The sequence below is a fragment of the Actinokineospora sp. UTMC 2448 genome, assembly GCF_024760565.1.
Taxonomy (GTDB): domain Bacteria; phylum Actinomycetota; class Actinomycetes; order Mycobacteriales; family Pseudonocardiaceae; genus Actinokineospora; species Actinokineospora fastidiosa.
Genome location: NZ_CP031087.1, coordinates 671,246 through 691,563, shown reverse-complemented (window position 1 = coordinate 691,563; position 20,318 = coordinate 671,246). Strand labels below are relative to the sequence as shown.

The following is a 20,318-nucleotide window of genomic DNA, read 5'->3' as shown; positions in this document are numbered from 1 at the left end:
GCTACCGTCCGTCCGGACGACGCGAGGGGGCGCACACGTGACGACGGTCCTGCAAGTGCGCGCGCGGGTCAGCCGGTGGCCCGAGCGCTGGCTGGCGGTGCTGCTGTTCGCCTTCTACGGCGCCATGTCGGTCAACCGGCACCTGATGATGCAGACGACCGGGTACGACCTGGGCATCTTCGAGCAGGCAGTGCGCGCGTACGCCGAGGGGCGGGCGCCGGTGTCGCCGCTGCGCGGGCCCGGGTTCTCCTTGCTCGGCGACCACTTCCATCCCGCGCTGGCCGTGCTCGCGCCGGTCTACCGGCTCTTTCCCGACGCGGTCACGCTGCTGGTGGCGCAGTCGGCGCTGCTGGCGGTGTCGGCCGTCCCGCTGACCCGCTTGGCGGTGCGCAGGCTGGGCGCGCCGTTCGGGTACGTGGTCGGGTTCGGGTACGGGCTGTCGTGGGGGCTGCTGTCGGCGGTCGACTTCGACTTCCACGAGGTGAGCCTGGCCGTGCCGCTGCTGGCGTTCGCCGCGGTGGCGCTGGTCGAGCGGCGGTGGGGGCACGCGGTGGCGTGGGCGCTGCCGCTGGTGTTCGTCAAGGAGGACCTGTGCCTCACCGTGGCGGCTGTGGGCGGATACCTGTTCCTGCAGGGTCAGCGTCGGATGGGCCTGGCTGTGGTTGGGGTGGGGCTGGGGGCGTTCGCGCTGATCGTGGGGGTGGTGATCCCGGCGTTCGCGCCGGACGGGTCGTACGGCCAGGGGCACAATCTGGGGCTGTCCGGCGTCGGCCCGCTCGACGCCTGCCTGCTGGTGCTGGACCGGCTGGCGTCCCCGGTGAACCTGCTGACCCTGCTCGCGCTGCTGGCCCCGACCGCGCTGCTGGCGGCGTTCTCGCCCATCGCGCTGCTGGCCGCCCCCACCCTGCTGTGGCGCTTCACCTCGGCCAACCCGTTCCACGCCGCCACCGGCTTCCACTACGACGCGGTCCTGATGCCGATCGTGTTCGCCGCGCTCATCCACGCCCTCCAGGCGCATTCCCGCGCCGACCACCTGCCCACCACGCCCCGCCCACCGCTCCGGGACCGCGTCTGCTGGCACACCGGCCTGCGCAGGCTTGTCGTGGCCGCGGCGGTCGTGATGGCCGCCTTCAGCGTCACCACCATCCTCGACGACCGCCACTGGCGCGCCGACGACCGCGTCCACACCGCCCGCGCCCTGATCGCGCTGATCCCGGAGGGGACGACGGTGGCCGCGTCCAACCACCTCGCGCCCCAACTGACCGCCACCCACACCGTCCAGCTGTTCCCCACCTACCAGGGCAACCCGGTGGACGCCGAATGGCTCCTCGTCGACACCGACTTCGGCGAATGGCCCTCCCCCGCCGACGACCAGGCCCGCGAACTGGCCACCCTCGAATGGACCGCGTACACCCGGGTCCGCGAAGCCGACGGCTACGTCCTCCTCCACCGCCGCTGACTCACGCAGGGGCCAGGGTCACCTCGTAGGGCGGGCCGAAGAACCGTGCGCCGGGCAGCGTCGCGAGCACCGCGCCACGAAGGCGCTCCGGTGGCCGAGGAGGTCGACCGTGACCGCGACCGACCCTGACTCAGCGAGCAGGTCGAGACCGTTCTGCACCCAGGCGACGGGCACCGGCTGCCCCCGCGGCGAGCGCCGGTGCCGACCAGCACGACGTCGCCCTCCACCGCCAGGATTTTGTTCGGCCGCCCGATCGCGGTCTAGATCTCGGCCCCGATCAGTCCGCGCAGCAGTTCCTCCGCCCTCGGCAGGTCCACCGCCATCACCCCACCGGGGCCGGGGTGGCGGCCAGGGACTCCAGGAACCTGGCGCACCAGTCGAGCAGGTCGCGGTCGCGGAGGACGGGGGCGCCCAGGCGACCGCCTGCGGCGCCTTCGGTCGGGCGGGGCACCGAGACCGTGTCGGTGACGGCCTTGTGGACGGCCTTCGGGTACAGGCGCTTGAGGCGGATCATCTGGGAGTCGCGCAGGGGCATCGGGGCGAAGCGGATGGTGTTGCCCTGGGTGACGACCTCGGTGACGCCGTGCTTGCGGCACAGCTGGCGGAAGCGGGCGACGGCCAGCAGGTTGTCCACCGGGACCGGCGGCTCGCCGTAGCGGTCCACCAGTTCCTCGCGGACCGCGGCCAGGCCGTCCTCGTCCACGGCCGCGGCGATCTTGCGGTAGGCCTCCAGCCGCAGGCGTTCGCCGGGGACGTAGTCGTGTGGCAGATGAGCGTCGATCGGCAGGTCGACGCGGACCTCGGCCAGCTCGTCCTCGTCCTCGGCTCCCGGTGCGCCCGCGTGCTTGCGGAACGCCTCGACCGCCTCGCCGACCAGGCGCACGTACAGGTCGAAGCCGACGCCCGCGATGTGGCCGGACTGCTCGGCGCCCAGGATGTTGCCAGCGCCGCGGATCTCCAGGTCCTTCATGGCCACCGCCATGCCCGCGCCCAGCTCGGTGTTCTGGGCGATGGTGGCCAGCCGGTCGTGCGCGGTCTCGGTCAGCGGCGCCTCCGGCGGGTACAGGAAGTACGCGTACCCGCGCTCGCGCCCGCGCCCGACCCGGCCGCGCAGCTGGTGCAGCTGGGCCAGGCCCAGCATGTCCCCGCGCTCGACGATCAGCGTGTTCGCGTTGGAGATGTCCAACCCGGTCTCGACGATCGTCGTGCACACGAGCACGTCGTGCTCGCGCTCCCAGAACCCCTGGATGATCTTCTCCAGCCGGTCCTCGTTCATCTGGCCGTGCGCGGTGACGATCCGCGCCTCCGGGACCAGCTCGCGCAGCCTGCGCGCGGCCTTCTCGATCGACGACACCCGGTTGTGCACGTAGAACACCTGGCCGTCGCGCAGCAGCTCGCGCCGGATGGCGGCGGCCACCTGCTTGTCGTCGTACGCGCCGACGTAGGTCAGGATCGGGTGGCGGTCCTCCGGCGGGGTGAGGATGGTCGACATCTCCCGGATGCCCGCCAGCGACATCTCCAGCGTGCGCGGGATCGGCGTCGCCGACATCGTCAGCACGTCGACGTGCGTGCGCAGCGCCTTGATGTGCTCCTTGTGCTCGACGCCGAAGCGCTGCTCCTCGTCGACGATGACCAGACCCAGGTCCTTGTACCGCAGTCCGGTCTGCAGGAGCCGGTGCGTGCCGATGACGATGTCGACCGAGCCGTCGGCCAATCCGGCGACCGTCGCCTCGGACTCCATCGGGTCGGTGAAGCGGGACAGGCCCTTGACCGTCACCGGGAACGAGTGCATGCGCCCGGCGAAGGTGTTCAGGTGCTGCTGGGCGAGCAGCGTCGTGGGCACGAGCACCGCGACCTGCTTGCCGTCCTGCACGGCCTTGAACGCCGCGCGCACCGCGATCTCGGTCTTGCCGTAGCCGACGTCGCCGCAGATCACCCTGTCCATCGGCACCGGGCGCATCATGTCGGCCTTGACCTCGTCGATCGCGGCCATCTGGTCGATGGTCTCGGTGAACGGGAAGGCGTCCTCCAGCTCGCGCTGCCACGGCGTGTCCGCGCCGAAGGCGTGCCCGGGCGCGGCCTGGCGCGCGGCGTAGAGCTGGACCAGTTCGGCGGCGATCTGCTTGACCGCCTTGCGCGCCTTGGCCTTGGTGTTCTTCCAGTCCGACCCGCCGAGCTTGTTCAGCGTGGGCAGCTCGCCGCCGACGTAGCGGGAGACCTCGTCGAGCTGGTCGGTGGGGACGAACAGCCGGTCGCCGGGCTGGCCGCGCTTGGCGCTGGCGTACTCCAGGACCAGGTACTCGCGGGTGACCGAACCCCCGGCGGCGTCCTTGACCGCGCGCTGCACCATCTCGACGTAGCGGCCGATGCCGTGCTGCTCGTGCACGACGTAGTCGCCCGGCTTGAGCGCCAGCGGGTCGACGGCGTTGCGCCGCCGCGACGGCATCTTGACCGACATGTCCCGGGTGGACGTGCCGTGCCTGCCGCCGGTGACGTCGGCCTCGGTGAGCACGGCCAGCGCCCGACCGGCGGCGATGAAGCCGTCGTCGAGGCAGCCCTGCACGACGGTGACCAGGCCCTTCGCTGGCTCCTCGGTCAGGCCGTCCTCGGCGAAGGTGGCGGGCACCTCGGCCTCGGCGAGCTGCTCGACGGCGCGCTGGGCGGTGCCGTGTCCGGGCACGACCAGCACCGCGGCCCCGCCCGCGGCGGTGTGCGCGCGCAGGTCGGCGAAGGCGCGGGTGACGTCGCCTCGGTAGGAGTCGACCGGCCGGATGTCGATGTGGTGGGCGTCGCCGCCGGTCAGCTGGCTGAGCGTCCACCACGGGTGGCCGGTGTCGCGGGCGTGCGCGGCGATGTCGTTGAGGTCGCGGTAGGCCGACGCGCCGAGGTCGATCGGGGCCTTGCCGCCGCCCGCGGCGGCCATCCAGGAGGCCTCCAGGAACTCCTGGCCGGTGCGGACGAGGTCGTGGGCCCGGGTGCGGATCTTCTCCGGGTCGTTGAGCAGGACGTGCGCGCCGTCGGGCAGGACGTCGGTGAGCAGCTGCATCTCGCCGGGGAGCAGCGCGGGGATCAGCGCCTCCATGCCCTCGGTGGGGATGCCCTCGGCGAGCTTGGTCAGCATCTCGTGCAGGTGCGCGTCGGCCTCGTGGTGCTTGGCCAGCTCGGCGGCGCGCGACCGGACGGCGTCGGTGAGCAGCAGCTCGCGGCAGGGCGGCGCGGTGACGCTGGCCAGCTCGCCGGGCAGCGACCGCTGGTCGGCCACGGAGAACGGCCGGATCTCGGTGACCTCGTCACCCCAGAACTCGACCCGCACGGGATGCTCGGCGGTCGGCGGGAACAGGTCGACGATGCCGCCGCGCACGGCGAACTCGCCGCGCTTCTCGACCATGTCGACGCGGGCGTAGGCGAGGTCGGCGAGGCGGGCGATGGTCTGCTCGAAGTCGGACTCGGCGTTGACGGTGAGGATCACCGGCCGCAGCTCGCCCAGGCCGGGCGCCATCGGCTGGATCAGGCTGCGCACGGTCGCCACGACGACCAGCAGCGGGCCGTCGGGGTGCTCCTCGGGGTGGGCGAGCCTGCGCAGGATCGCCAACCGCCCGCCGACGGTGTCCGCGCGCGGGGACAGCCGCTCGTGCGGCAGCGTCTCCCACGAGGGGAGGTTGGCGACCTTCTCGCGCCCGATCAGGTCGCCGAGGACGGCGGTGAGGTCGTCGGCCTCCCGCCCGGTCGCGGTGACGGCGAGCACGGCCTTCCCCGCCCCGGCCAGCGCCGCGACGACGAGCGGCCGCGCGGCCACCGGCCCGTCCAGCGCCAGGCTCCCCGCCCCGGCCGCCTCCACGACGGCGGTGAGGGAGGGGTCTTGGAGAACAGTCTCGAGCAGCCCGTTCAACGGAGCCTTCGCCACGCTTGGTCCCTTTTCGACGCGATGTGCACGAACGCGGACAGACCCCTGCCCGGGACCTGAAGCCACCGGAAGGGGTTCTCATTCCAGCCTACGCGTCCGGGCCCGACGCCCTCGCGCGGGTTTTCGGCGTGTCGAGCCCGCCTGCGCTGGTTTCGCGCCAGAAAGTTGAGCCTTGCAGACTCAGGTACAGTCCGATCATGGCTGGGGACTTCCGGCGACTCTGGGCGGCGGACGCGGTGAGCCAGGTGGGGAGCCGGATCGGGCACCTCGCGGTGCCGTTGCTGGTGATCCTGGCCATAGGGGCGACACCGTTCGAGGCGACGCTGGTCAAGACGGCGCAGACGATGGCGTATCTGCTGTTCGGGCTGCAGGTGGGCGTGTGGGTCGACCGGTTGCGGTGCAGGCCGGTGATGGTCGTGGCCGATCTCGGCAGGTTCGCGGTCTACGCATCGATTCCGTTGGCGGCGGCGTTGGACGTGCTGACGCTGGCGCACGTGCTCACCGCGGTCTTCGTCGCAGGGCTGCTGACGGTCTTCTTCGACGTGGCCGCGGCGACCTACCTGCCCCGGGTGACCGACGACCTGGTGCGCGGCAACGCGGCGTTGAAGCGCAACCAGTCGGTGGCCGCGCTGGTCGCGCCCGGTCTCGGCGGGCTCGTCGTGCAGCGGGTGGGAGCGCCGGTCGCGGTCTTGGCGGACGCGCTGACCTACCTGTGGTCGGCACTGTGGCTGCGGTCGATCCGGACAGTCGAGCCGGTGAGGCCGTCCCGGCGGCGCAGACTGCGGCGGGAGGTCGCCGAGGGCGCGCGGGCGGTGTGGGCCGACCCGGTCCTGCGCGCGATCGGGCTGCACTCGGCGGTGCTGTCGCTGTTCCTGAACATGAACCTCGCCGTGATGATCGTGTTCCTGGCCGACGGGCTCGGCCTGTCACCGGGGTTGATCGGGTTGCTCGGCAGCGTCGGACTGGTGGGGGCGGTGGCGGGCTCGTTCGCCGTGCCCCGACTGGCGGCCAGGCTGGGCTACCGGCGACTGCTTGTCGCGGGCGTGATCGTGGAGGGCCTGGCCTACCTGCTCTTTCCGCTGACGGACCCGGGGTGGCGCCTCGGCTTCCAGGTGGCGGGCGGTCTGCTGGCGAGCTTCAGCGTGGTCGTGGTGACCGTGGTGCAGTCGACCCTGCAACAGGCCCGCACACCACCGAACCTCCTCGGCCGCGTGAACGCCACCATGACCGTCCTGTTCTGGGGCCCCGCCCCGATCGGCAGCCTCGCGGGCGGCGTGTGCGTGGCCATGCTCGGCTACCGGCCGACGCTGTGGATCGCGGGCGCGGGCGCCCTGCTCGCGACGATCTGCATTGCTCCACTGAGGACAGTGCTGCCAGAAAACCGGGTGACTGCCCCCGACGATCGTCGCTAGCCTCGGCCCAGTGATCTACGAGCACCCGTTGGCCTACCTTCTCGGCCTTGAGGGGGCCGCCTTGATGCGGGCCTTCATCGGTGAGCACGACCGGGACTTCGTCGAGGCGCGGATCGCCGAGGTGCGCAGGTTGCTGGACGACAGATCGCTCGCCGAGGCGGGCGTTGAGGTCGAGCGGATCAGCACGGTCGACGGGTATCGGCTCTGGTCGGCCACCTACGACCAGCCAGGCAACGGCGCCTTCGACCTCGATGAGCCGGTCGTCAAGGAGATCCTGGACGGGCTGCCCGCCGGCGACGCGTTGGACGCCGCGTGCGGGACCGGGCGGTATGCGCGGCTGTTGGTCGAGCGGGGGCACCGGGTCGTCGGCGTCGACAGTTCGCCGGAGATGCTGGACAAGGCGCGCGAGCGGGTGCCGGGCGCGGAGTTCCTGGTCGGGGACCTGCGGGAGCTGCCGGTCGGGGACGCGAGCACGGATCTCGTCGTCAGCGGGCTCGCGCTCGCGCACGCGCCGGACCTGGGGCCGGTGTTCGCCGAGTTCGCCAGGGTCCTGCGGCCGGGCGGGAACGTGGTGATCGCCGACATGCACCCCGACGCGATCGCGCGCGGATCGATTCCCTCCCTGCGCGGCCCGGACGGCCAGCCCGCGCGGTTGGCCACCTACCGCCACTCCGTGGGGGCCTACCTGCGCGCGGCGCTGGCGGTCGGGTTGCGGCCGTTGCGGTGCGAGGAGGTGGTCGTGCCCGCGAGCGAGCGCGCGAAGGCGAGCGAGCTGGGGCCGTGGGAGGTGTGGCCGTGGTGCCTGGCCGACCTCGTGCCCGAGGCCGCCCGAGCCGCCAACGCCGGGGCAGGCGCGCTGCTCATCTGGCACTTCCGGGCGTGATCCGCAGCAGCTTGTCGTTCTCCCCGTTGGACGTCGTCACGTAGAGCGCGCCGTCGGGGCCGGTGCGGGCGGCGCGGAGGCGGCCGAAGGTGTCGTGGAACTCGTCGGGGATGGCCACCGAGGTGACCGCGCCGTCGACGTCGAGGGTGAAGATCATCAGCTTGGCGCCGCGCAGGGCGGTGGCGACCAGGGCGCCGTCGAGGTCGCCCCACTGGTCGCCGTCGAGGAAGGCGACCGCGCAGATGGCCTCGGTGGTCTCGCCGGACTCCCACTTCGCCGGGACCGCGTCGGGGAAGCGCTCCAGGTCGGTCATCGGGACGTCCTCGTCGTAGCCGGGGACGGTGCCGCCCTGCGACGGGTCCCAGCCGTAGTTCGCGCCCGCGACCAGCAGGTTGATCTCGTCGTTCTTGTCCGGCCCGTGCTCGGCGGTGAACACCTGCCCGCTGCCCGGCCGCACGGCGACGCCCTGGACGTTGCGGTGGCCGTAGGTGTAGACCCGCGACCCGGCGATCGGGTTGTCCGGCAGCGGCTCACCGGTCCTGAGGTCGACGCGCAGGACCTTGCCGCCGAGGCTGTTCAGGTCCTGCGGGACCTCGCCGCGCGCGGTGTCGCCGGTGCCGACGAGCAGCGCGCCGTCGGCGGCGATCGTCGGACGGCAGCCGGAGTGGCGGCCCGACGCGGCGATCGGCAGGCCGGTGACCAGCTCGCGCACGCGGGTCGCGGTGGTCTCGTCCTCGGTGAGCCGCCACGTGACCAGCCGGATGTCGTGCGGCTCGCCGTTCTCGGTGTGCGTCTGGCAGGTGGTGAACTCGCGCGTCTCGGCGAAGTCCGGGTGCACGACCATGCCCATGAGCCCGCCCTCGCCGCGCACCATGACGGAGGTGGTGTCGGCCTTGAGCCGGGTCACGGTCGCGCCCGCCTGCGCGGACGACAGCAGCGCGATCTCGCCCGTCCGCTGGGTCACCAGCACCTTGCCGTCCGGCAGGAAGCCGATGTCCCAGCCGTGGGTGAGCCCGCCCGCGACCTCCTCGACCACCAGCCGGGGCGCGGGCGCCTGCGTCGGGACGACCGCGGTCGCCCCAGACGGCACCCTGCCGGTCTCGGCCGCCGACGTGCAGGCCGTCGCGACCAGGGCGGACACCGCAATAAAGGCGCGCATGCGGCCAGTATGGCCAGCCCGCTGTGTGGCCGCCGTCTCGCGCCGCCGGGTGTGAATCGCGGTTACGGTGACCGGCGTGCACCTCGTCCTCTCCACCGACGGCCCAGTGGCGACGCTGACCATCGACCGCCCGGCCAAGCGCAACGCGTTGAACTACGAGATGTGGTCGGCGATCCCGTCGTTCGCCGCCGAGGTGGCCGCGGACCCCGCGGTGCGCGCGCTGGTCATCCGCGGCGGCGAGAACTTCTCCGCTGGCGCGGACATCGGCGAGTTCCAGGACCTGCGCCGCGACGCCGAGGGCGCGCGCCGCTACCAGGTCGCCATCCACGCGGCGACGACGGCGCTGGCCGAGCTGCCGAAGCCGACCATCGCCGCGATCACCGGCTTCTGCATCGGCGGCGGCTGCGAACTGGCCCTGGCCTGCGACCTGCGCCTGTCCGCCGACGACGCGCGGTTCGGGATCACCCCGTCGAAGCTGGGGATCGTGTTCAGCCTGCCGTCGACGAAGCAGTTGGTCGACGTGGTGGGCCCGTCGTGGGCCAAGCAGATCCTCTACACCGGCGAGATCATCGACGCCCCCACCGCGCTGCGCATCGGCCTGGTCAACGAGCTGCACCCGGCCGACGCCCTCGCGAAGCGCGCCCGCGACCTCGCCGAGCTGATGGCGTCGCGTTCGCAGGTGACCATCCGCGGCGCGAAGACGATCGTCGGCCGGATCATCGACGGCCAGACGACGGAGGACGAGGCCGTGCACGCTCTGTACGAGGGCTCGGTCACCAGCGCGGACTACGCCGAGGGCGTGGCGGCGTTCCTGGAGAAGCGGCAGCCGAGGTTCTAACCGTCCCGAAGCCTGCCCAGCGTCTCCGTCGCCGAGCGGATGGCGTCGATGACGGGGGTGTCCCCGAGCATCGCGGCGACCCCGGCGATCGTGCGCAGCGCCTGGCGGGCGGGTTCGTCGGCGAGGCCGTGCTCACGCAGCACGGCGAGGGAGCTGTCGACGGACTCGCGGTCGGCGGCCGGGACCCGGGCGCGGAACGCCTCCATCACGGTGAGCAGGTCGCCGCCGCCCTGGTGCTTGATGACGGAGTTGTGGTCGCCGATCTGGTTGATGTTGTCGCCGAAGTGCATGGTCACGCGGTCACCTCTTGTGGACGGAGTTGCGGTCCCCGATCTGGGTGATGTTGTCGCCGAAGTGCAGGTTCTCGATGACGTAGTGGAACTCGGCCTGCGGGTTGTTGATCGCGTGCGCGATCTGTTTGACCAGGCCGCCGACCTGGGCCTCGTCCCGGCTGACGATGAGCGCGTACGGCGGGCCCGTGGTCTCCACGATCAGCCCGTACCGGGTGCGGCGGGCCAGCGTGATGATCAGGACGAGGAGCCCGACGAAGGCCACGATGAGGAACAGCGCCCCGCCCATCGCGGACATGCCGCTGAGGTACGCGCCCGCCATCCCCACGAGCACGCCGAACGCGCAGGTCGCGAGGAAGCGCCCGAGCGCCCGCCGCACGTCGGGTCTGACGGGCGTCGACCAGACCCGTGCGATGTTGTGCAGCGGGTAAGCCTCCTCGCCGACCCACAGGAACCGCTCCCGCACCGCGATCTCGATGACCCCGCGCCGGTTCGCCATGTGCTGGTGATCGTCAGCGCGGGCGGGGTGTTTCAGGGTTGGAAACGCTTGACGGCGGCGATGAGGGCGGGGATGTCGGCGGTAAGGGTGGGGCCGGGGTTCTTGGAGTCCCGGATGGCGCCGGGGGACACCTCGACACAGTTGGCACCGTTCTGACTGCGGCTGGACCTACGCCATCTTGTCTGGGGCATCGACCTGCTCCATCCTCTTCACCAGCTTGGCAATGTGCACCATGGATTCGGCTCGGCTCATTGCCGCACCGACCACGAGGTTGACAGCTCGCTTGTATTCCTTGACGTCCTCATGCTGGTGCAGCCACAGCATGGTCTTTCGGGTCTCGATGAAGACCGACGAGGCGGAATGGTCGGACTCCATGAGCGCGAAGGCACCTTCGATCGAGGGATTCCACACCGTGCCGAAGGGCACGACCCGCAGATCGACGTTGGGGAGCTGAGCCATCTCAAGCAGGTGGCGAAGTTGGTGGGCCATCACCGCCGGTCCGCCGAGCGGCTGGCTGAGAGCGGCTTGGCCGATGAGGGCGAGGAGTTGGGCGGGTCGATTGCGGGTGAGCGCGGCCTGGCGGGCGAGGCGGTCGGCGACCCGAGAGGGGATCTCGGCTTCGGGAACCGTCCCGCCGACGGACATGATCGACCGAATGTAGTCAGGGGTCTGCAACAGGCCGGGGATCAGGAGCGGGGCGACCTCGACGATGGAGGTGGCCTTCTGCTCATAGTCCATGTACGCGGCCATCTGTTGGCGGCGTTCGGGAAGAGTGGTGGCGACCCAATGGGGTTCGGAGGTGCCGTAGACGAGACTCATCACCTCGTCGTACCGCTGGCCGGTTACGCCCAGCAGTGCGAGGATGCGTGCAGCCTGTTCCGGCTTGGGTGAACGCTCGCCGTTCTCCCAGCGCGACAACATCGCCGGATCGCGGCTGATGTGCAGGGCGAAGTCGCGCAGCTTCAGTCCCTTGTCCTGCCGCGCTTGGCGCAGCGCGCTGCCGAGCGCGACCGCCTTGGGGGTCTTGGCCATGGCCCACCTGTTGTCTCTAGATCATCTGGATGGCCTGCGGGGACGGGATGCCAGAACCTCACACTACCAACGCAGAGTGAGGGAATCGATGCGCGACGCAGTGAACATGACGGTCTGGGCGGCGGTCGCCGAGGACTGCGCCATCAGCTACCACATCAACGGCGAACTCGACGTCGCCCTGCTCATCGGCGATCTCACCGACGGCATCGAGCTGATCATGCCCGCGACGGCGATCGCCCGCCTGGCCGAGGTGGCCGGGCGGGCGATCGCGGAACTGCCGCCGGACTCAGGCGTCGCCGTCGAACAGTGACGTCACCGAGCCGTCCTCGAAGACCTGCTGGATGGCCCTGGCCAGCAGCGGCGCGATCGACAGCACCGTCATCCCGGGGAAGCGCTTCTCCTCCGGGATCGGCAGCGTGTTCGTGAAGATGACCTCCCGCGCCCCGCACTCCGACAGGCGCTCGCGGGCCGGGCCCGACAGGATGCCGTGGGTCGCGGCCATCACCACGTCGGCCGCGCCCTCGTCGAGCAACTGCGTGACCGCCTTGGCGATGGTGCCGCCGGTGTCGACCATGTCGTCGATCACCACGCACAGCCTGCCCTTGACCTCGCCCACCACGCGGTTCGCCACGACCTCGTTGGGGCGCAGCGGGTCGCGGGTCTTGTGGATGAACGCGATGGGCGTGCCGCCCAGCTCGTTGGCCCACTTCTCCGCCAGCTTCGTGCGGCCCGCGTCCGGCGAGACCACCGTGATGTTGTCGGCCGGGTAGTTCTCCCGCATGTACCTGGCCAGCAGCGTCTGGGCGAACAGGTGGTCCACCGGGCCGTCGAAGAAGCCCTGGATCTGCGCGGTGTGCAGATCCACCGTCATGATCCGGTCCGCGCCCGCTGTCTTGAACAGGTCGGCGATGAGCCGCGCGGAGATCGGCTCGCGGCCCTTGTGCTTCTTGTCCTGCCGGGCATAGGGATAGAACGGCATGATCACCGTGATGCGCTTCGCCGACGCGCGCTTCAGCGCGTCGACCATGAGCAGCTGCTCCATGACCCACTTGTTGATCGGGGCCGTGTGGCTCTGCATCACGAAGGCGTCGCAGCCCCGGACGGACTCCTCGAACCGGACGAACACCTCGCCGCTGGCGAAGTCGTAGGCCGACTGCGGGGTGATCGTCACATTGAGGTGCTTGGCCACCTCCTCCGCGAGCTCCGGGTGCGCGCGCCCGGAGAACAGCATCAGGCTCTTCTTGGGAGTCCCCGACTTCGCGTTCATGACTGTCCCTCGCTCTCGTCCTGCCGCCCGGCCTGCGCCCGCTCGGCCGCCTCGGCGGCGGCCGTCCCGGGCCTCATGCGCAGGACCCAGTTATCGATATTGCGCTGCGGGCCCCCGCTGACGGCCAGCGCGCCCGGCGGCACGTTCCGCCGCAGGACCGTGCCCGCACCGCTGTACGCGCCGTCGCCGATGGTGACCGGCGCGACGTACATGTTGTCCGACCCCATGCGCACGTGCGATCCGACGACGGTGCGGTGCTTCTTCACCCCGTCGTAGTTCACGAACACGCTCGCCGCGCCGATGTTGGAGTGCTCACCGATCGTCGCGTCGCCCACATAGGACAGATGCGGGACCTTCGACCCGGTGCCGATCTCGGAGTTCTTCACCTCGACGAACGTGCCGATCTTGCCGTCCGCGCCCAGCTTCGTGCCCGGGCGCAGGAAGGCGAACGGGCCGACGCTCGCGTTAGGACCGATCTCCGACCTGGACCCGTGGCAGCGGCAGACCTCCGCGCCCGCGCCGACGACCACGTCCGTCAGCGTCGTGTCCGGGCCGATGAGCGCGCCCTCGCCGACGGTCGTCGCGCCGCGCAGCTGCACGTTGGGCTCGATCACCACGTCGCGGGCCAGCTCGACGTCCTGGTCGATCCACGTCGTGTTCGGGTCGATGACCGTCACGCCCGCGCGCATCCACCGCTCGACCGTGCGCCGGTTCAGCTCCGCGCCCAGCCGCGCGAGCTGCACGCGGTCGTTCACGCCCTCGACCAGCCACGGGTCGCCGCACACGACCGCGCCGACCCGGCGGCCGTCGCCGCTGGCGATGCCGAGCACGTCGGTCAGGTACATCTCGCCCTGCGAGTTGTCCGTCGAGAGCCGGGAGAGGCCGTCGACGAGGACCTTCGCGTCGAAGGCGTACACCCCGGAGTTGATCTCCGTGATCGCCTTCTGCTCGTCGGTGGCGTCCTTGTGCTCGACGATCGCGCGCACCGACCCATCCGATGAGCGGACGATGCGGCCGTAGCCGGTCGGGTCCTCGACGGACGCCGTGAGGACAGTGACGGCGTTGCCCTGCTCGGAGTGTACGGCCAGCAGCGCCGCGAGCGTGTCGGTGTCGAGCAGGGGGACGTCGCCATAGGTCACCAGCACCGTGCCGGTCAGCCCCGAGGGCAGCACGGCCAGGCCGCAGGCGACCGCGTGGCCCGTGCCGTCCTGGGTCTCCTGCACGGCGGTGTCCACGCCGTCGAAAGCGGACAAATGCGCCGCGACCGCGTCGCGGCCGTGGCCGAGGACGACGACCAGGTGCGCGGGCGCCAGTCCGGCCGCGGCCCGGACGGCGTGCTCGACCAGCGGCCGTCCGCCGACCGGATGCAGCACCTTCGGGGTCGCCGAGCGCATCCTTGTGCCCTCCCCCGCGGCGAGCACCACAGCGGTCAGCGGGGCGGTTGCGGACATCGCACTCCCTAGCGTCGTGAGCGGGGCTACGGCGCGGGGTCAGCGGTTCTCCGGCGCGACTCCGGCCGGGACACGATCCTACGTGGTCTCCGGCAGCGCCCACGCCCGGTCGTCCGCCGGTTCACCCGCGGTGTCACCCGCGGCGTCCCCGACGACGCTCTCCGGCTCACCGGCCACGATGGCCACGATGTCGTTGCCGCCGCGCCGCTTCGCCTGGTACATCGCGGCATCAGCGCGCGCGAGGGCGCGCACCGCGGTCTCCTGCGGGCGCAGCGCCACCACCCCTATGGACAGCGTCACACCGTGTGACAGCTCCTGGGGCAGCTCGGCGACGGCGGTCAGCGCGCGGCGCAGCGCGGCCTCGGCCGCCGACAGCGGCGCCCCGGGCAGCAGCACGATGAACTCGTCGCCGCCGTAGCGGGCGACCATGTCGCTGCCGCGCAGCGCGTCGCGCATCGTGGCCGCGACCACGCGCAGGACGTCGTCGCCCTCGGCGTGGGACAGCCGGTCGTTGACGCCCTTGAACCCGTCGAGGTCGACCAGGGCGATGGCCAGCGGGTGGTTGCTCGGGCTGCCCGCCAGCGCCTCCAGCCGCTCGTCGAGCGCGCGGCGGTTGGGCAGCCCGGTCAGCGGGTCCTGCAGGGCCTGCCGGGCGATCGCGCCGTGCATGCGGGACAGCCGCTCGTGCTCGCGGCGGGTGTTCAGCGTCGCGATCCGGGACTCGCGCATCTCCCAGAGCTGGGCCTCCAGCTCGGAGGCGTAGTGCTCCAGGGCGCTGGTCGTGCGCTCGCCGCCGTCCGGGCCGGACAGGCGCGCGTACTCGCGGATCAGGCACAGCCGCAGGGTCGGCTCGGAGGCGTCGTGGTACATCGCCGAGCGGGCGTCGTCGAGGATGGCCAGGGCGCGCTCCTCGTGGCCCTCGTACTCCAGGCACCTGGCCAGCGCGATGGCCACGATGACCAGCTCGCGCGGGTAGCGCACGGAGTCCATCAGCTCAGTCAGCCGCTCGACGTGCACGCCCGAGGGGTGGGCCAGGGCCAGCGCCGAGCCGATGATCGGGTTCTGGTCGGCGGCGGGCCTGCTCGGGTCGCGCGGGAACAGCGACTCGCGGAACGGGGCCTCGACGGCGACGGCGATCGCGGCCGCGGTGGCGAACCGCTCGGCGGCGCGCTCGTCCTCGCCGATGCGCTCCAGCCGCAGGCCCCAGCCGATGAGCAGGCGGCAGCGGTTGATGAGGTGGACCGAGATCAGGTGCGGGCCCGCGGAGGCGCGGATGCACTTGTGCGCGCGGGTCATCACCTGGTCGGCGACCTCGTAGACGCCCAGCTGGGTGAGCACGCTGCCGATGTCCAGCAGCGTCGAGGCCATGATCATGTCCCAGGTGCGGCCGCCGAGCATGACGTCGGGGGTGATGTCCTCGTCCAGCATGGCCAGCGCGACCGCGGCCTCGGTGAGCGCGGCGTCCTCGGCCCCGGCGATGAGCAGCCTGCGCCCGCGCAGCGCGTGCGCGTCGGCCTGCAGCACGACCAGGCCGTGGCGGCGGGTGTGGGCGAGCATCTCGTCGAGCAGCGGCTCGGCTGAGTCGGCCAACTCGGCGTTGACCACCCGGACCGCGACGGCGGAGCGCAGCAGCTGCGCGACCATGCGAGGCTCGCCCCGGTGCTGGGCCTCGGCGAGCAGGCGGTCGACCTCGGCGGTGTGCCTGCGGCGCTCGGCGGCCGGGGAGGTCTGGATGATCGCGAGCAGCTCCCGGGCACGGCCCACCAGCCAGGCGTCGGAGCGCTCCTCCAACGCGGGCAGGTCTGCGTCGTCCCGCTGCTCGGCGTCCACGTGCGTCGCTGCACCCCTTGGCGAGTCGGTGGGGTTGAACGTGCTCCGCCGCCAGGATTCGAACCTGAACCATTGGAACCAAAATCCAAGGTGCTGCCATTACACCACGGCGGATCGAACGAACCGGGGCTCGTACGCGGGCCCCATCGTGGCATGGTTCGCCATCGGGGAGCACCAGTACCCGGGCGATTGGCCTACTCTCGCGTCCGATCGGGTGTTATCGGCGTCACATGATCGTGGGCCCTGTGCACGCAGGCGGTTCGGGTGATCGCGGAGCGTCCCGACGGGCCGCGAGGTTGGCGTCGTCCGGGTGGCGGGTACCACCGAATGCCATATGTCGGGCAAAGGGCGTTCCGCTTACGCTAACGAAGGTTACGGAGGCGTAGGTGAGCCTGCCCTTAGCAGGTGGATCGGCAAGAGAGGGAACCCATGACAGCAACCGTCAGCGCGGGGCCGAAGCCGTTGATCGAGGGGCAGCGGAACCTGGCCACCCGCATCGGGGTGTACGTGTTCGTCCTGCTGCCGTTCGCGGCGTTGATCGCGGCGGTGCCACTGGCCTGGGGCTGGGGCCTCACCTGGCTGGACGTCGCCTTGGCGGTGTTCTTCTTCTACTTCTCCGGACTCGGCGTCACCGTCGGCTACCACCGGCTGTTCACGCACGGCTCGTTCAAGGCCAACCGGCCGCTGAAGATCGTCCTGGCCGTCATGGGCAGCATGGCCGTGCAGAGCCCGCCCATCACCTGGGTGGCCGACCACCGCCGCCACCACGCCTTCTCCGACCGCGACGGCGACCCGCACTCGCCCTGGCTGTTCGGCACCTCGCCGGTGGCCCTGGCCAAGGGCTTCTGGCACGCCCACATGGGCTGGCTGTTCGAGCACAGCGTGACCAACAAGCAGCGCTTCGCGCCCGACCTGCTGGCCGACCGCGACATCGTCCGGATCAACAAGCTGTTCCCGCTGCTCACCGGCCTGACGCTGATCCTGCCCGCGCTCATCGGCGGCCTGCTGACCTGGTCGTGGTGGGGCGCGTTCACCGCGTTCTTCTGGGCGGGCCTGGTCCGCGTCGCGATCCTGCACCACGTCACCTGGTCGACGAACTCGATCTGCCACATGATCGGCGAGCGGCCCTTCGCCAGCCGCGACAAGGCCGCCAACTTCTGGCCGCTGGCGATCCTGAGCTTCGGCGAGTCCTGGCACAACCTGCACCACGCCGACCCCACCTGCGCCCGGCACGGCGTGCTCAAGGGCCAGATCGACACCTCGGCGCGGCTCATCTGGCTGTTCGAGAAGTTCGGCTGGGCCACCGACGTGCGCTGGCCCACCCCGCAGCGGCTGGAGAAGATCTCGGCGAAGTAGCGGCGGCCCGCCACCCGGGAGAGCACTAGGCTCCCCCGGGTGGCGGGGAGGCGGCGACGCAGCGCCGCGGGCGCCGGAACGGAGGTGTCCGCGGTGGCTCGCGTGCGCATGAGCGGCAGGGAACGTCGGGAGCAGCTGCTGGACGTGGCCCGCGCCCTGTTCGCCGAGAAGGGCTTCGAGGCGGCGTCGGTCGAGGAGATCGCGCACCGGGCCAACGTCAGCAAGCCCGTCGTGTACGAGCACTTCGGCGGCAAAGAGGGGATCTACGCCGTCGTGGTGGACCGGGAGATGCAGTCGCTGCTGGCGGGCATGACGCGGGCGCTGTCGGAGGACGCGCACCCCCGGCTGCTGCTGGAGCGGGCGGCCAGGGCGCTGCTCGACTACATCGAGGGCTCCACCGACGGCTTCCGGATCCTCGTCCGCGACTCGCCGGTGGCCACGTCCACCGGGACGTTCTCCAGCCTGTTGAACGACATCGCCAGCCAGGTCGAGCACATCCTCGGGGTGCAGTTCAGCAAGCGCGGCTACGACGCGAAGCTCGCCGCGCTCTACTCGCAGGCGCTCGTGGGCATGGTGGCGCTGACCGGCCAGTGGTGGCTGGAGGCGCGCAAGCCGAAGAAGGACGAGGTGACCGCGCACCTGGTCAACCTGTCCTGGAACGGGCTGTCCAACCTGGAGGGCAAGCCTGGACTGCGGGAGAAGTCGTGAGCCTGCTGGGGCCGGTGGAGATCCGGGCGCTGGCCGAGTCGCTGGGCGTGCGGCCGACCAAGAAGCTGGGGCAGAACTTCGTCCACGACCCGAACACCGTGCGGCGGATCGTGGCCACCGCCGACCTCGCCCCCGACGACGTCGTGCTGGAGGTCGGGCCGGGCCTCGGGTCGCTGACGCTGGCCCTGCTGCCCGCGTGCGCCGCCGTCGTCGCGGTGGAGATCGACCCGGTGCTGGCGGCGCGGCTGCCCGCGACCGTCGAGGACCGCGCGCCGGAGTTGGCCGACCGGCTGACCGTGGTGTGCGACGACGCCATGAAGGTGTCCACGCTTCCGTTGGCGCCCACGGCTTTGGTGGCGAACCTGCCGTACAACGTCGCCGTCCCGGTGGTGCTGCACCTGCTGGCCGTCGTGCCGACGCTGCGGCGGGTCCTCGTCATGGTGCAGGCCGAGGTGGCCGACCGGATGGCGGCCGGGCCGGGCGGGCGGGTGTACGGGGTGCCGAGCGTGAAGATCGCCTGGTACGCCTCGGCCCGGCGGGTGGCGACCGTGCCGAGGGCGGTGTTCTGGCCGGTGCCCAACGTCGACTCGGCGCTGGTGCTGCTGGAGCGGCGCGAGCAGCCGGACGCCGACCGCGACGCGGTGTTCGCGGTGATCGACGCGGCCTTCGCGCAGCGGCGCAAGACGCTGCGGGCGGCGCTGGCGGGCTGGGCCGGGTCGGCGGCCGGGGCCGAGGCGGCGTTGGTCGCCGCCGGTGTCGATCCCGGGGCGCGCGGTGAGCAACTGGCCGTCGGCGACTTCGTGCGGATTGCTCAACACGCGCATACCCGCCGGTAGTAGACCGTTCGGGGTCCTGGTCCGCACTCCGAGAGTGTGACGTTGCGAACGGTACGGCCGAACCTGCCATAAGCGGGTTGCGCGGCGACCAGGCGATCGGGTGTACTCGGGTCAGCTATCCATCAGGAGCGGCCGAGAGACCTGGCTCTGTGACGCCGCAGCAACCACCCACCGCGGGCAGGTGCTACCGCCAGGACCGATGGAGGAACCACATGGGGATTCTCACCCGCAGGCGGGTCATCGACGAGTGCAGGCGCACCGTGACCGGCTGTCGGCGAATGCGCGTATCCAGCTGATCCAGCTGTAGCCCGTCGCCTTCATCCACTTCGGACACCCCTTCTTCCCGCGCGCCTGGGGGCGCGTGGGCGCGCCTGGAGCCCTGTCATGATCACCGTTGAGAACGCCACCAAGACCTTCTGGACCGGCACCGGCCAGGTCGTCGCCATCGACGACGTCACACTCGACCTCGCCCCCGGCGCCATCACCGGGGTCGTGGGCGCCGCCGGGTCGGGCAAGTCGACGCTCGCCCGGCTCGTCTCCCTGCAGGACCGGCCCGACAGCGGCGTCGTCCGCGTCGAGGGCTACAACACCGCCGCGCTCGACCAGCGCCGCCTGCGCGCCGCGCGCCGGCGCATCGGCGTGGTCGGCCACGGCGAGCTGCTGCCGCAGCGCACCGCGGCGGGCAACATCGCGATGCCGCTGGAGCAGGCGGGCATCGACGGCCCGCAGCGCCGCGAGCGCGTCGGCAGGCTGCTGGACCTGATCGGCCTGACCGCGCGGGCGGGCGCCACCCCCGCCGACCTGACCCCCGGCCAGCGCGCCCGGGTCGAGATCGCCCGCGCCCTGATCGGCGACCCCGGCCTGCTGCTGGCCGACGACCCGACCGCGGGCCTCGACGCCGACGGCGCCGCTGGCGTGCTGGCCGTGCTGGACCGCGCGCGCAGCGAGCTGGGCACGACCGTGCTGGTCACGACCTCCGACGGCGGTGTCGCCCGGCGCATCGCCGACGACGTCGCCCTGCTCGACGGCGGCCGGGTCGCGGCGAACGGCTCGCTGCTGTCGCTGATCCAGAACCCGGGCAGCCCGATCGCCGACGCGCTGCTGCCCGCGATCGACACCCCGGAGTCCGTGCGCGCCGCGCACGACCGCACGGCCGAGGTCGTGCTGATCGGCTTCGCCGCGGTCGGCGCGCTGCTGCCGGAGGCCAGCGGCCGCTTCGGCACGGACGTCTCGGTGATCGGCGGCGGGCTGACCCGGGTGGGTGAAACCCCGGTCGCGCGCTTCCTGCTCGGGGTGTCCGGCCCGCAGGCGGAATCGACGCTGTCCTGGATCAGCGAGCGCGGCGGCGTGGTCAAGCGTCCGGTGCGGGGGCCGGAGGGCATCGCCGCCTGACC

18 protein-coding genes, 1 tRNA gene and 1 riboswitch are annotated in these 20,318 nt (G+C 71.7%); of the genes, 9 read left to right on the top strand and 10 right to left on the bottom strand.

Features of this window, described 5'->3' with window-relative positions; translation table 11 throughout:
• Positions 1–37 precede the first annotated feature (37 nt).
• Complete coding sequence (locus Actkin_RS03390; RefSeq protein ID WP_258905866.1) at positions 38–1,459, top strand: DUF2079 domain-containing protein; 1,422 nt, start codon at positions 38–40, stop codon at positions 1,457–1,459.
• Positions 1,460–1,781: 322 nt separating this feature from the next.
• On the opposite strand, the gene mfd is transcribed toward Actkin_RS03390, so the two are convergent.
• Positions 1,782–5,363: a transcription-repair coupling factor gene (gene mfd / locus Actkin_RS03385; RefSeq protein ID WP_258905865.1), complete on the bottom strand. Its 3,582-nt coding sequence runs from the start codon at positions 5,361–5,363 to the stop codon at positions 1,782–1,784.
• A 197-nt stretch (positions 5,364–5,560) separates the two neighbouring features.
• Between mfd and Actkin_RS03380 the strand changes: the two genes are divergently transcribed.
• Together Actkin_RS03380 and Actkin_RS03375 are read left to right on the top strand one after the other, a co-directional pair.
• Positions 5,561–6,775, top strand: a complete 1,215-nt coding sequence (locus Actkin_RS03380) for an MFS transporter (protein ID WP_258905864.1) — start codon at positions 5,561–5,563, stop codon at positions 6,773–6,775.
• A gap of 10 nt (positions 6,776–6,785) precedes the next feature.
• Positions 6,786–7,658: a class I SAM-dependent methyltransferase gene (locus Actkin_RS03375; RefSeq protein WP_258905862.1), complete on the top strand. Its 873-nt coding sequence runs from the start codon at positions 6,786–6,788 to the stop codon at positions 7,656–7,658.
• Here Actkin_RS03375 and Actkin_RS03370 read toward each other — a convergent pair.
• Complete coding sequence (locus Actkin_RS03370; RefSeq protein ID WP_258905861.1) at positions 7,636–8,817, bottom strand: PQQ-dependent sugar dehydrogenase; 1,182 nt, start codon at positions 8,815–8,817, stop codon at positions 7,636–7,638. The two genes, Actkin_RS03375 and Actkin_RS03370, sit on opposite strands and share 23 nt — an antisense overlap.
• Before the next feature lie 76 nt (positions 8,818–8,893).
• Between Actkin_RS03370 and Actkin_RS03365 the strand changes: the two genes are divergently transcribed.
• Positions 8,894–9,655 carry an enoyl-CoA hydratase/isomerase family protein gene (locus Actkin_RS03365; protein WP_258905859.1) on the top strand — a complete coding sequence of 254 codons (762 nt, stop codon included), beginning with the start codon at positions 8,894–8,896 and terminating at the stop codon, positions 9,653–9,655.
• On the opposite strand, the gene Actkin_RS03360 is transcribed toward Actkin_RS03365, so the two are convergent.
• The 4 genes from Actkin_RS03360 to Actkin_RS03345 are packed head-to-tail and all read right to left on the bottom strand — an operon-like array spanning position 9,652 to position 11,476.
• Positions 9,652–9,951: a hypothetical protein gene (locus tag Actkin_RS03360; RefSeq protein ID WP_258905858.1), complete on the bottom strand. Its 300-nt coding sequence runs from the start codon at positions 9,949–9,951 to the stop codon at positions 9,652–9,654. The genes Actkin_RS03365 and Actkin_RS03360 overlap by 4 nt on opposite strands.
• Before the next feature lie 4 nt (positions 9,952–9,955).
• On the bottom strand, positions 9,956–10,444 hold the full coding sequence (locus tag Actkin_RS03355) for a DUF6232 family protein (RefSeq protein WP_258905856.1): 489 nt from the start codon (positions 10,442–10,444) through the stop codon (positions 9,956–9,958).
• A 32-nt stretch (positions 10,445–10,476) separates the two neighbouring features.
• Positions 10,477–10,635: a DUF397 domain-containing protein gene (locus Actkin_RS03350; protein WP_258905855.1), complete on the bottom strand. Its 159-nt coding sequence runs from the start codon at positions 10,633–10,635 to the stop codon at positions 10,477–10,479.
• Complete coding sequence (locus tag Actkin_RS03345; RefSeq protein ID WP_258905854.1) at positions 10,613–11,476, bottom strand: helix-turn-helix domain-containing protein; 864 nt, start codon at positions 11,474–11,476, stop codon at positions 10,613–10,615. Before Actkin_RS03345 ends, Actkin_RS03350 begins: the two co-directional genes overlap by 23 nt.
• A gap of 88 nt (positions 11,477–11,564) precedes the next feature.
• On the opposite strand from Actkin_RS03345, the gene Actkin_RS03340 reads away from it, so the two are divergent.
• A complete protein-coding gene (locus Actkin_RS03340; RefSeq protein ID WP_189208470.1) occupies positions 11,565–11,786 on the top strand; it encodes a hypothetical protein in 222 nt (73 codons plus the stop codon).
• On the opposite strand, the gene Actkin_RS03335 is transcribed toward Actkin_RS03340, so the two are convergent.
• The 4 genes from Actkin_RS03335 to Actkin_RS03320 form a co-directional block, all read right to left on the bottom strand.
• Positions 11,763–12,743, bottom strand: a complete 981-nt coding sequence (locus Actkin_RS03335) for a ribose-phosphate diphosphokinase (RefSeq protein ID WP_189208471.1) — start codon at positions 12,741–12,743, stop codon at positions 11,763–11,765. The two genes, Actkin_RS03340 and Actkin_RS03335, sit on opposite strands and share 24 nt — an antisense overlap.
• On the bottom strand, positions 12,740–14,194 hold the full coding sequence (gene glmU, locus Actkin_RS03330; RefSeq protein ID WP_258905851.1) for a bifunctional UDP-N-acetylglucosamine diphosphorylase/glucosamine-1-phosphate N-acetyltransferase GlmU: 1,455 nt from the start codon (positions 14,192–14,194) through the stop codon (positions 12,740–12,742). Before glmU ends, Actkin_RS03335 begins: the two co-directional genes overlap by 4 nt.
• A 78-nt stretch (positions 14,195–14,272) precedes the next feature.
• Entirely contained in the window at positions 14,273–16,024 is a 1,752-nt protein-coding gene (locus Actkin_RS03325) for a GGDEF domain-containing protein (protein WP_189208473.1), read from the bottom strand.
• Positions 16,025–16,067: 43 nt separating this feature from the next.
• A tRNA-Gln gene (locus Actkin_RS03320) sits at positions 16,068–16,138 on the bottom strand.
• A 315-nt stretch (positions 16,139–16,453) separates the two neighbouring features.
• Between Actkin_RS03320 and Actkin_RS03315 the strand changes: the two genes are divergently transcribed.
• The 4 genes from Actkin_RS03315 to Actkin_RS03300 all read left to right on the top strand — a co-directional run bounded on the left by Actkin_RS03315 (position 16,454) and on the right by Actkin_RS03300 (position 20,316).
• Positions 16,454–17,380 (top strand): acyl-CoA desaturase, encoded by a 927-nt coding sequence (locus tag Actkin_RS03315; protein ID WP_189208474.1) that lies wholly within the window; start codon positions 16,454–16,456, stop codon positions 17,378–17,380.
• A gap of 108 nt (positions 17,381–17,488) precedes the next feature.
• Complete coding sequence (locus Actkin_RS03310) at positions 17,489–18,088, top strand: TetR/AcrR family transcriptional regulator (RefSeq protein WP_189209973.1); 600 nt, start codon at positions 17,489–17,491, stop codon at positions 18,086–18,088.
• 5 nt (positions 18,089–18,093) lie between these two features.
• Positions 18,094–18,924, top strand: coding sequence for a 16S rRNA (adenine(1518)-N(6)/adenine(1519)-N(6))-dimethyltransferase RsmA (rsmA, locus tag Actkin_RS03305; protein ID WP_258907843.1), 831 nt, complete (start codon positions 18,094–18,096; stop codon positions 18,922–18,924).
• Positions 18,925–19,040: 116 nt separating this feature from the next.
• Positions 19,041–19,130, top strand: a riboswitch (SAM riboswitch).
• Between the two features lie 178 nt (positions 19,131–19,308).
• Positions 19,309–20,316 carry a methionine ABC transporter ATP-binding protein gene (locus Actkin_RS03300; RefSeq protein WP_189208475.1) on the top strand — a complete coding sequence of 336 codons (1,008 nt, stop codon included), beginning with the start codon at positions 19,309–19,311 and terminating at the stop codon, positions 20,314–20,316.
• Positions 20,317–20,318: the final 2 nt, after the last annotated feature.

Excerpts from the sequence above, each read along its gene's own strand:
- Actkin_RS03345 (WP_258905854.1), bottom strand. The coding sequence starts at position 11,476 with ATGGCCAAGACCCCCAAGGCGGTCGCGCTCGGCAGCGCGCTGCGCCAA.
- glmU (WP_258905851.1), bottom strand. The coding sequence starts at position 14,194 with ATGTCCGCAACCGCCCCGCTGACCGCTGTGGTGCTCGCCGCGGGGGAG.
- Actkin_RS03335 (WP_189208471.1), bottom strand. The coding sequence starts at position 12,743 with ATGAACGCGAAGTCGGGGACTCCCAAGAAGAGCCTGATGCTGTTCTCC.
- Actkin_RS03355 (WP_258905856.1), bottom strand. The coding sequence starts at position 10,444 with ATGGCGAACCGGCGCGGGGTCATCGAGATCGCGGTGCGGGAGCGGTTC.
- Actkin_RS03350 (WP_258905855.1), bottom strand. The coding sequence starts at position 10,635 with ATGCCCCAGACAAGATGGCGTAGGTCCAGCCGCAGTCAGAACGGTGCC.
- Actkin_RS03315 (WP_189208474.1), top strand. The coding sequence starts at position 16,454 with ATGACAGCAACCGTCAGCGCGGGGCCGAAGCCGTTGATCGAGGGGCAG.
- Actkin_RS03380 (WP_258905864.1), top strand. The coding sequence starts at position 5,561 with ATGGCTGGGGACTTCCGGCGACTCTGGGCGGCGGACGCGGTGAGCCAG.
- Actkin_RS03370 (WP_258905861.1), bottom strand. The coding sequence starts at position 8,817 with ATGCGCGCCTTTATTGCGGTGTCCGCCCTGGTCGCGACGGCCTGCACG.
- Actkin_RS03340 (WP_189208470.1), top strand. The coding sequence starts at position 11,565 with ATGCGCGACGCAGTGAACATGACGGTCTGGGCGGCGGTCGCCGAGGAC.
- Actkin_RS03310 (WP_189209973.1), top strand. The coding sequence starts at position 17,489 with ATGAGCGGCAGGGAACGTCGGGAGCAGCTGCTGGACGTGGCCCGCGCC.
- Actkin_RS03300 (WP_189208475.1), top strand. The coding sequence starts at position 19,309 with ATGATCACCGTTGAGAACGCCACCAAGACCTTCTGGACCGGCACCGGC.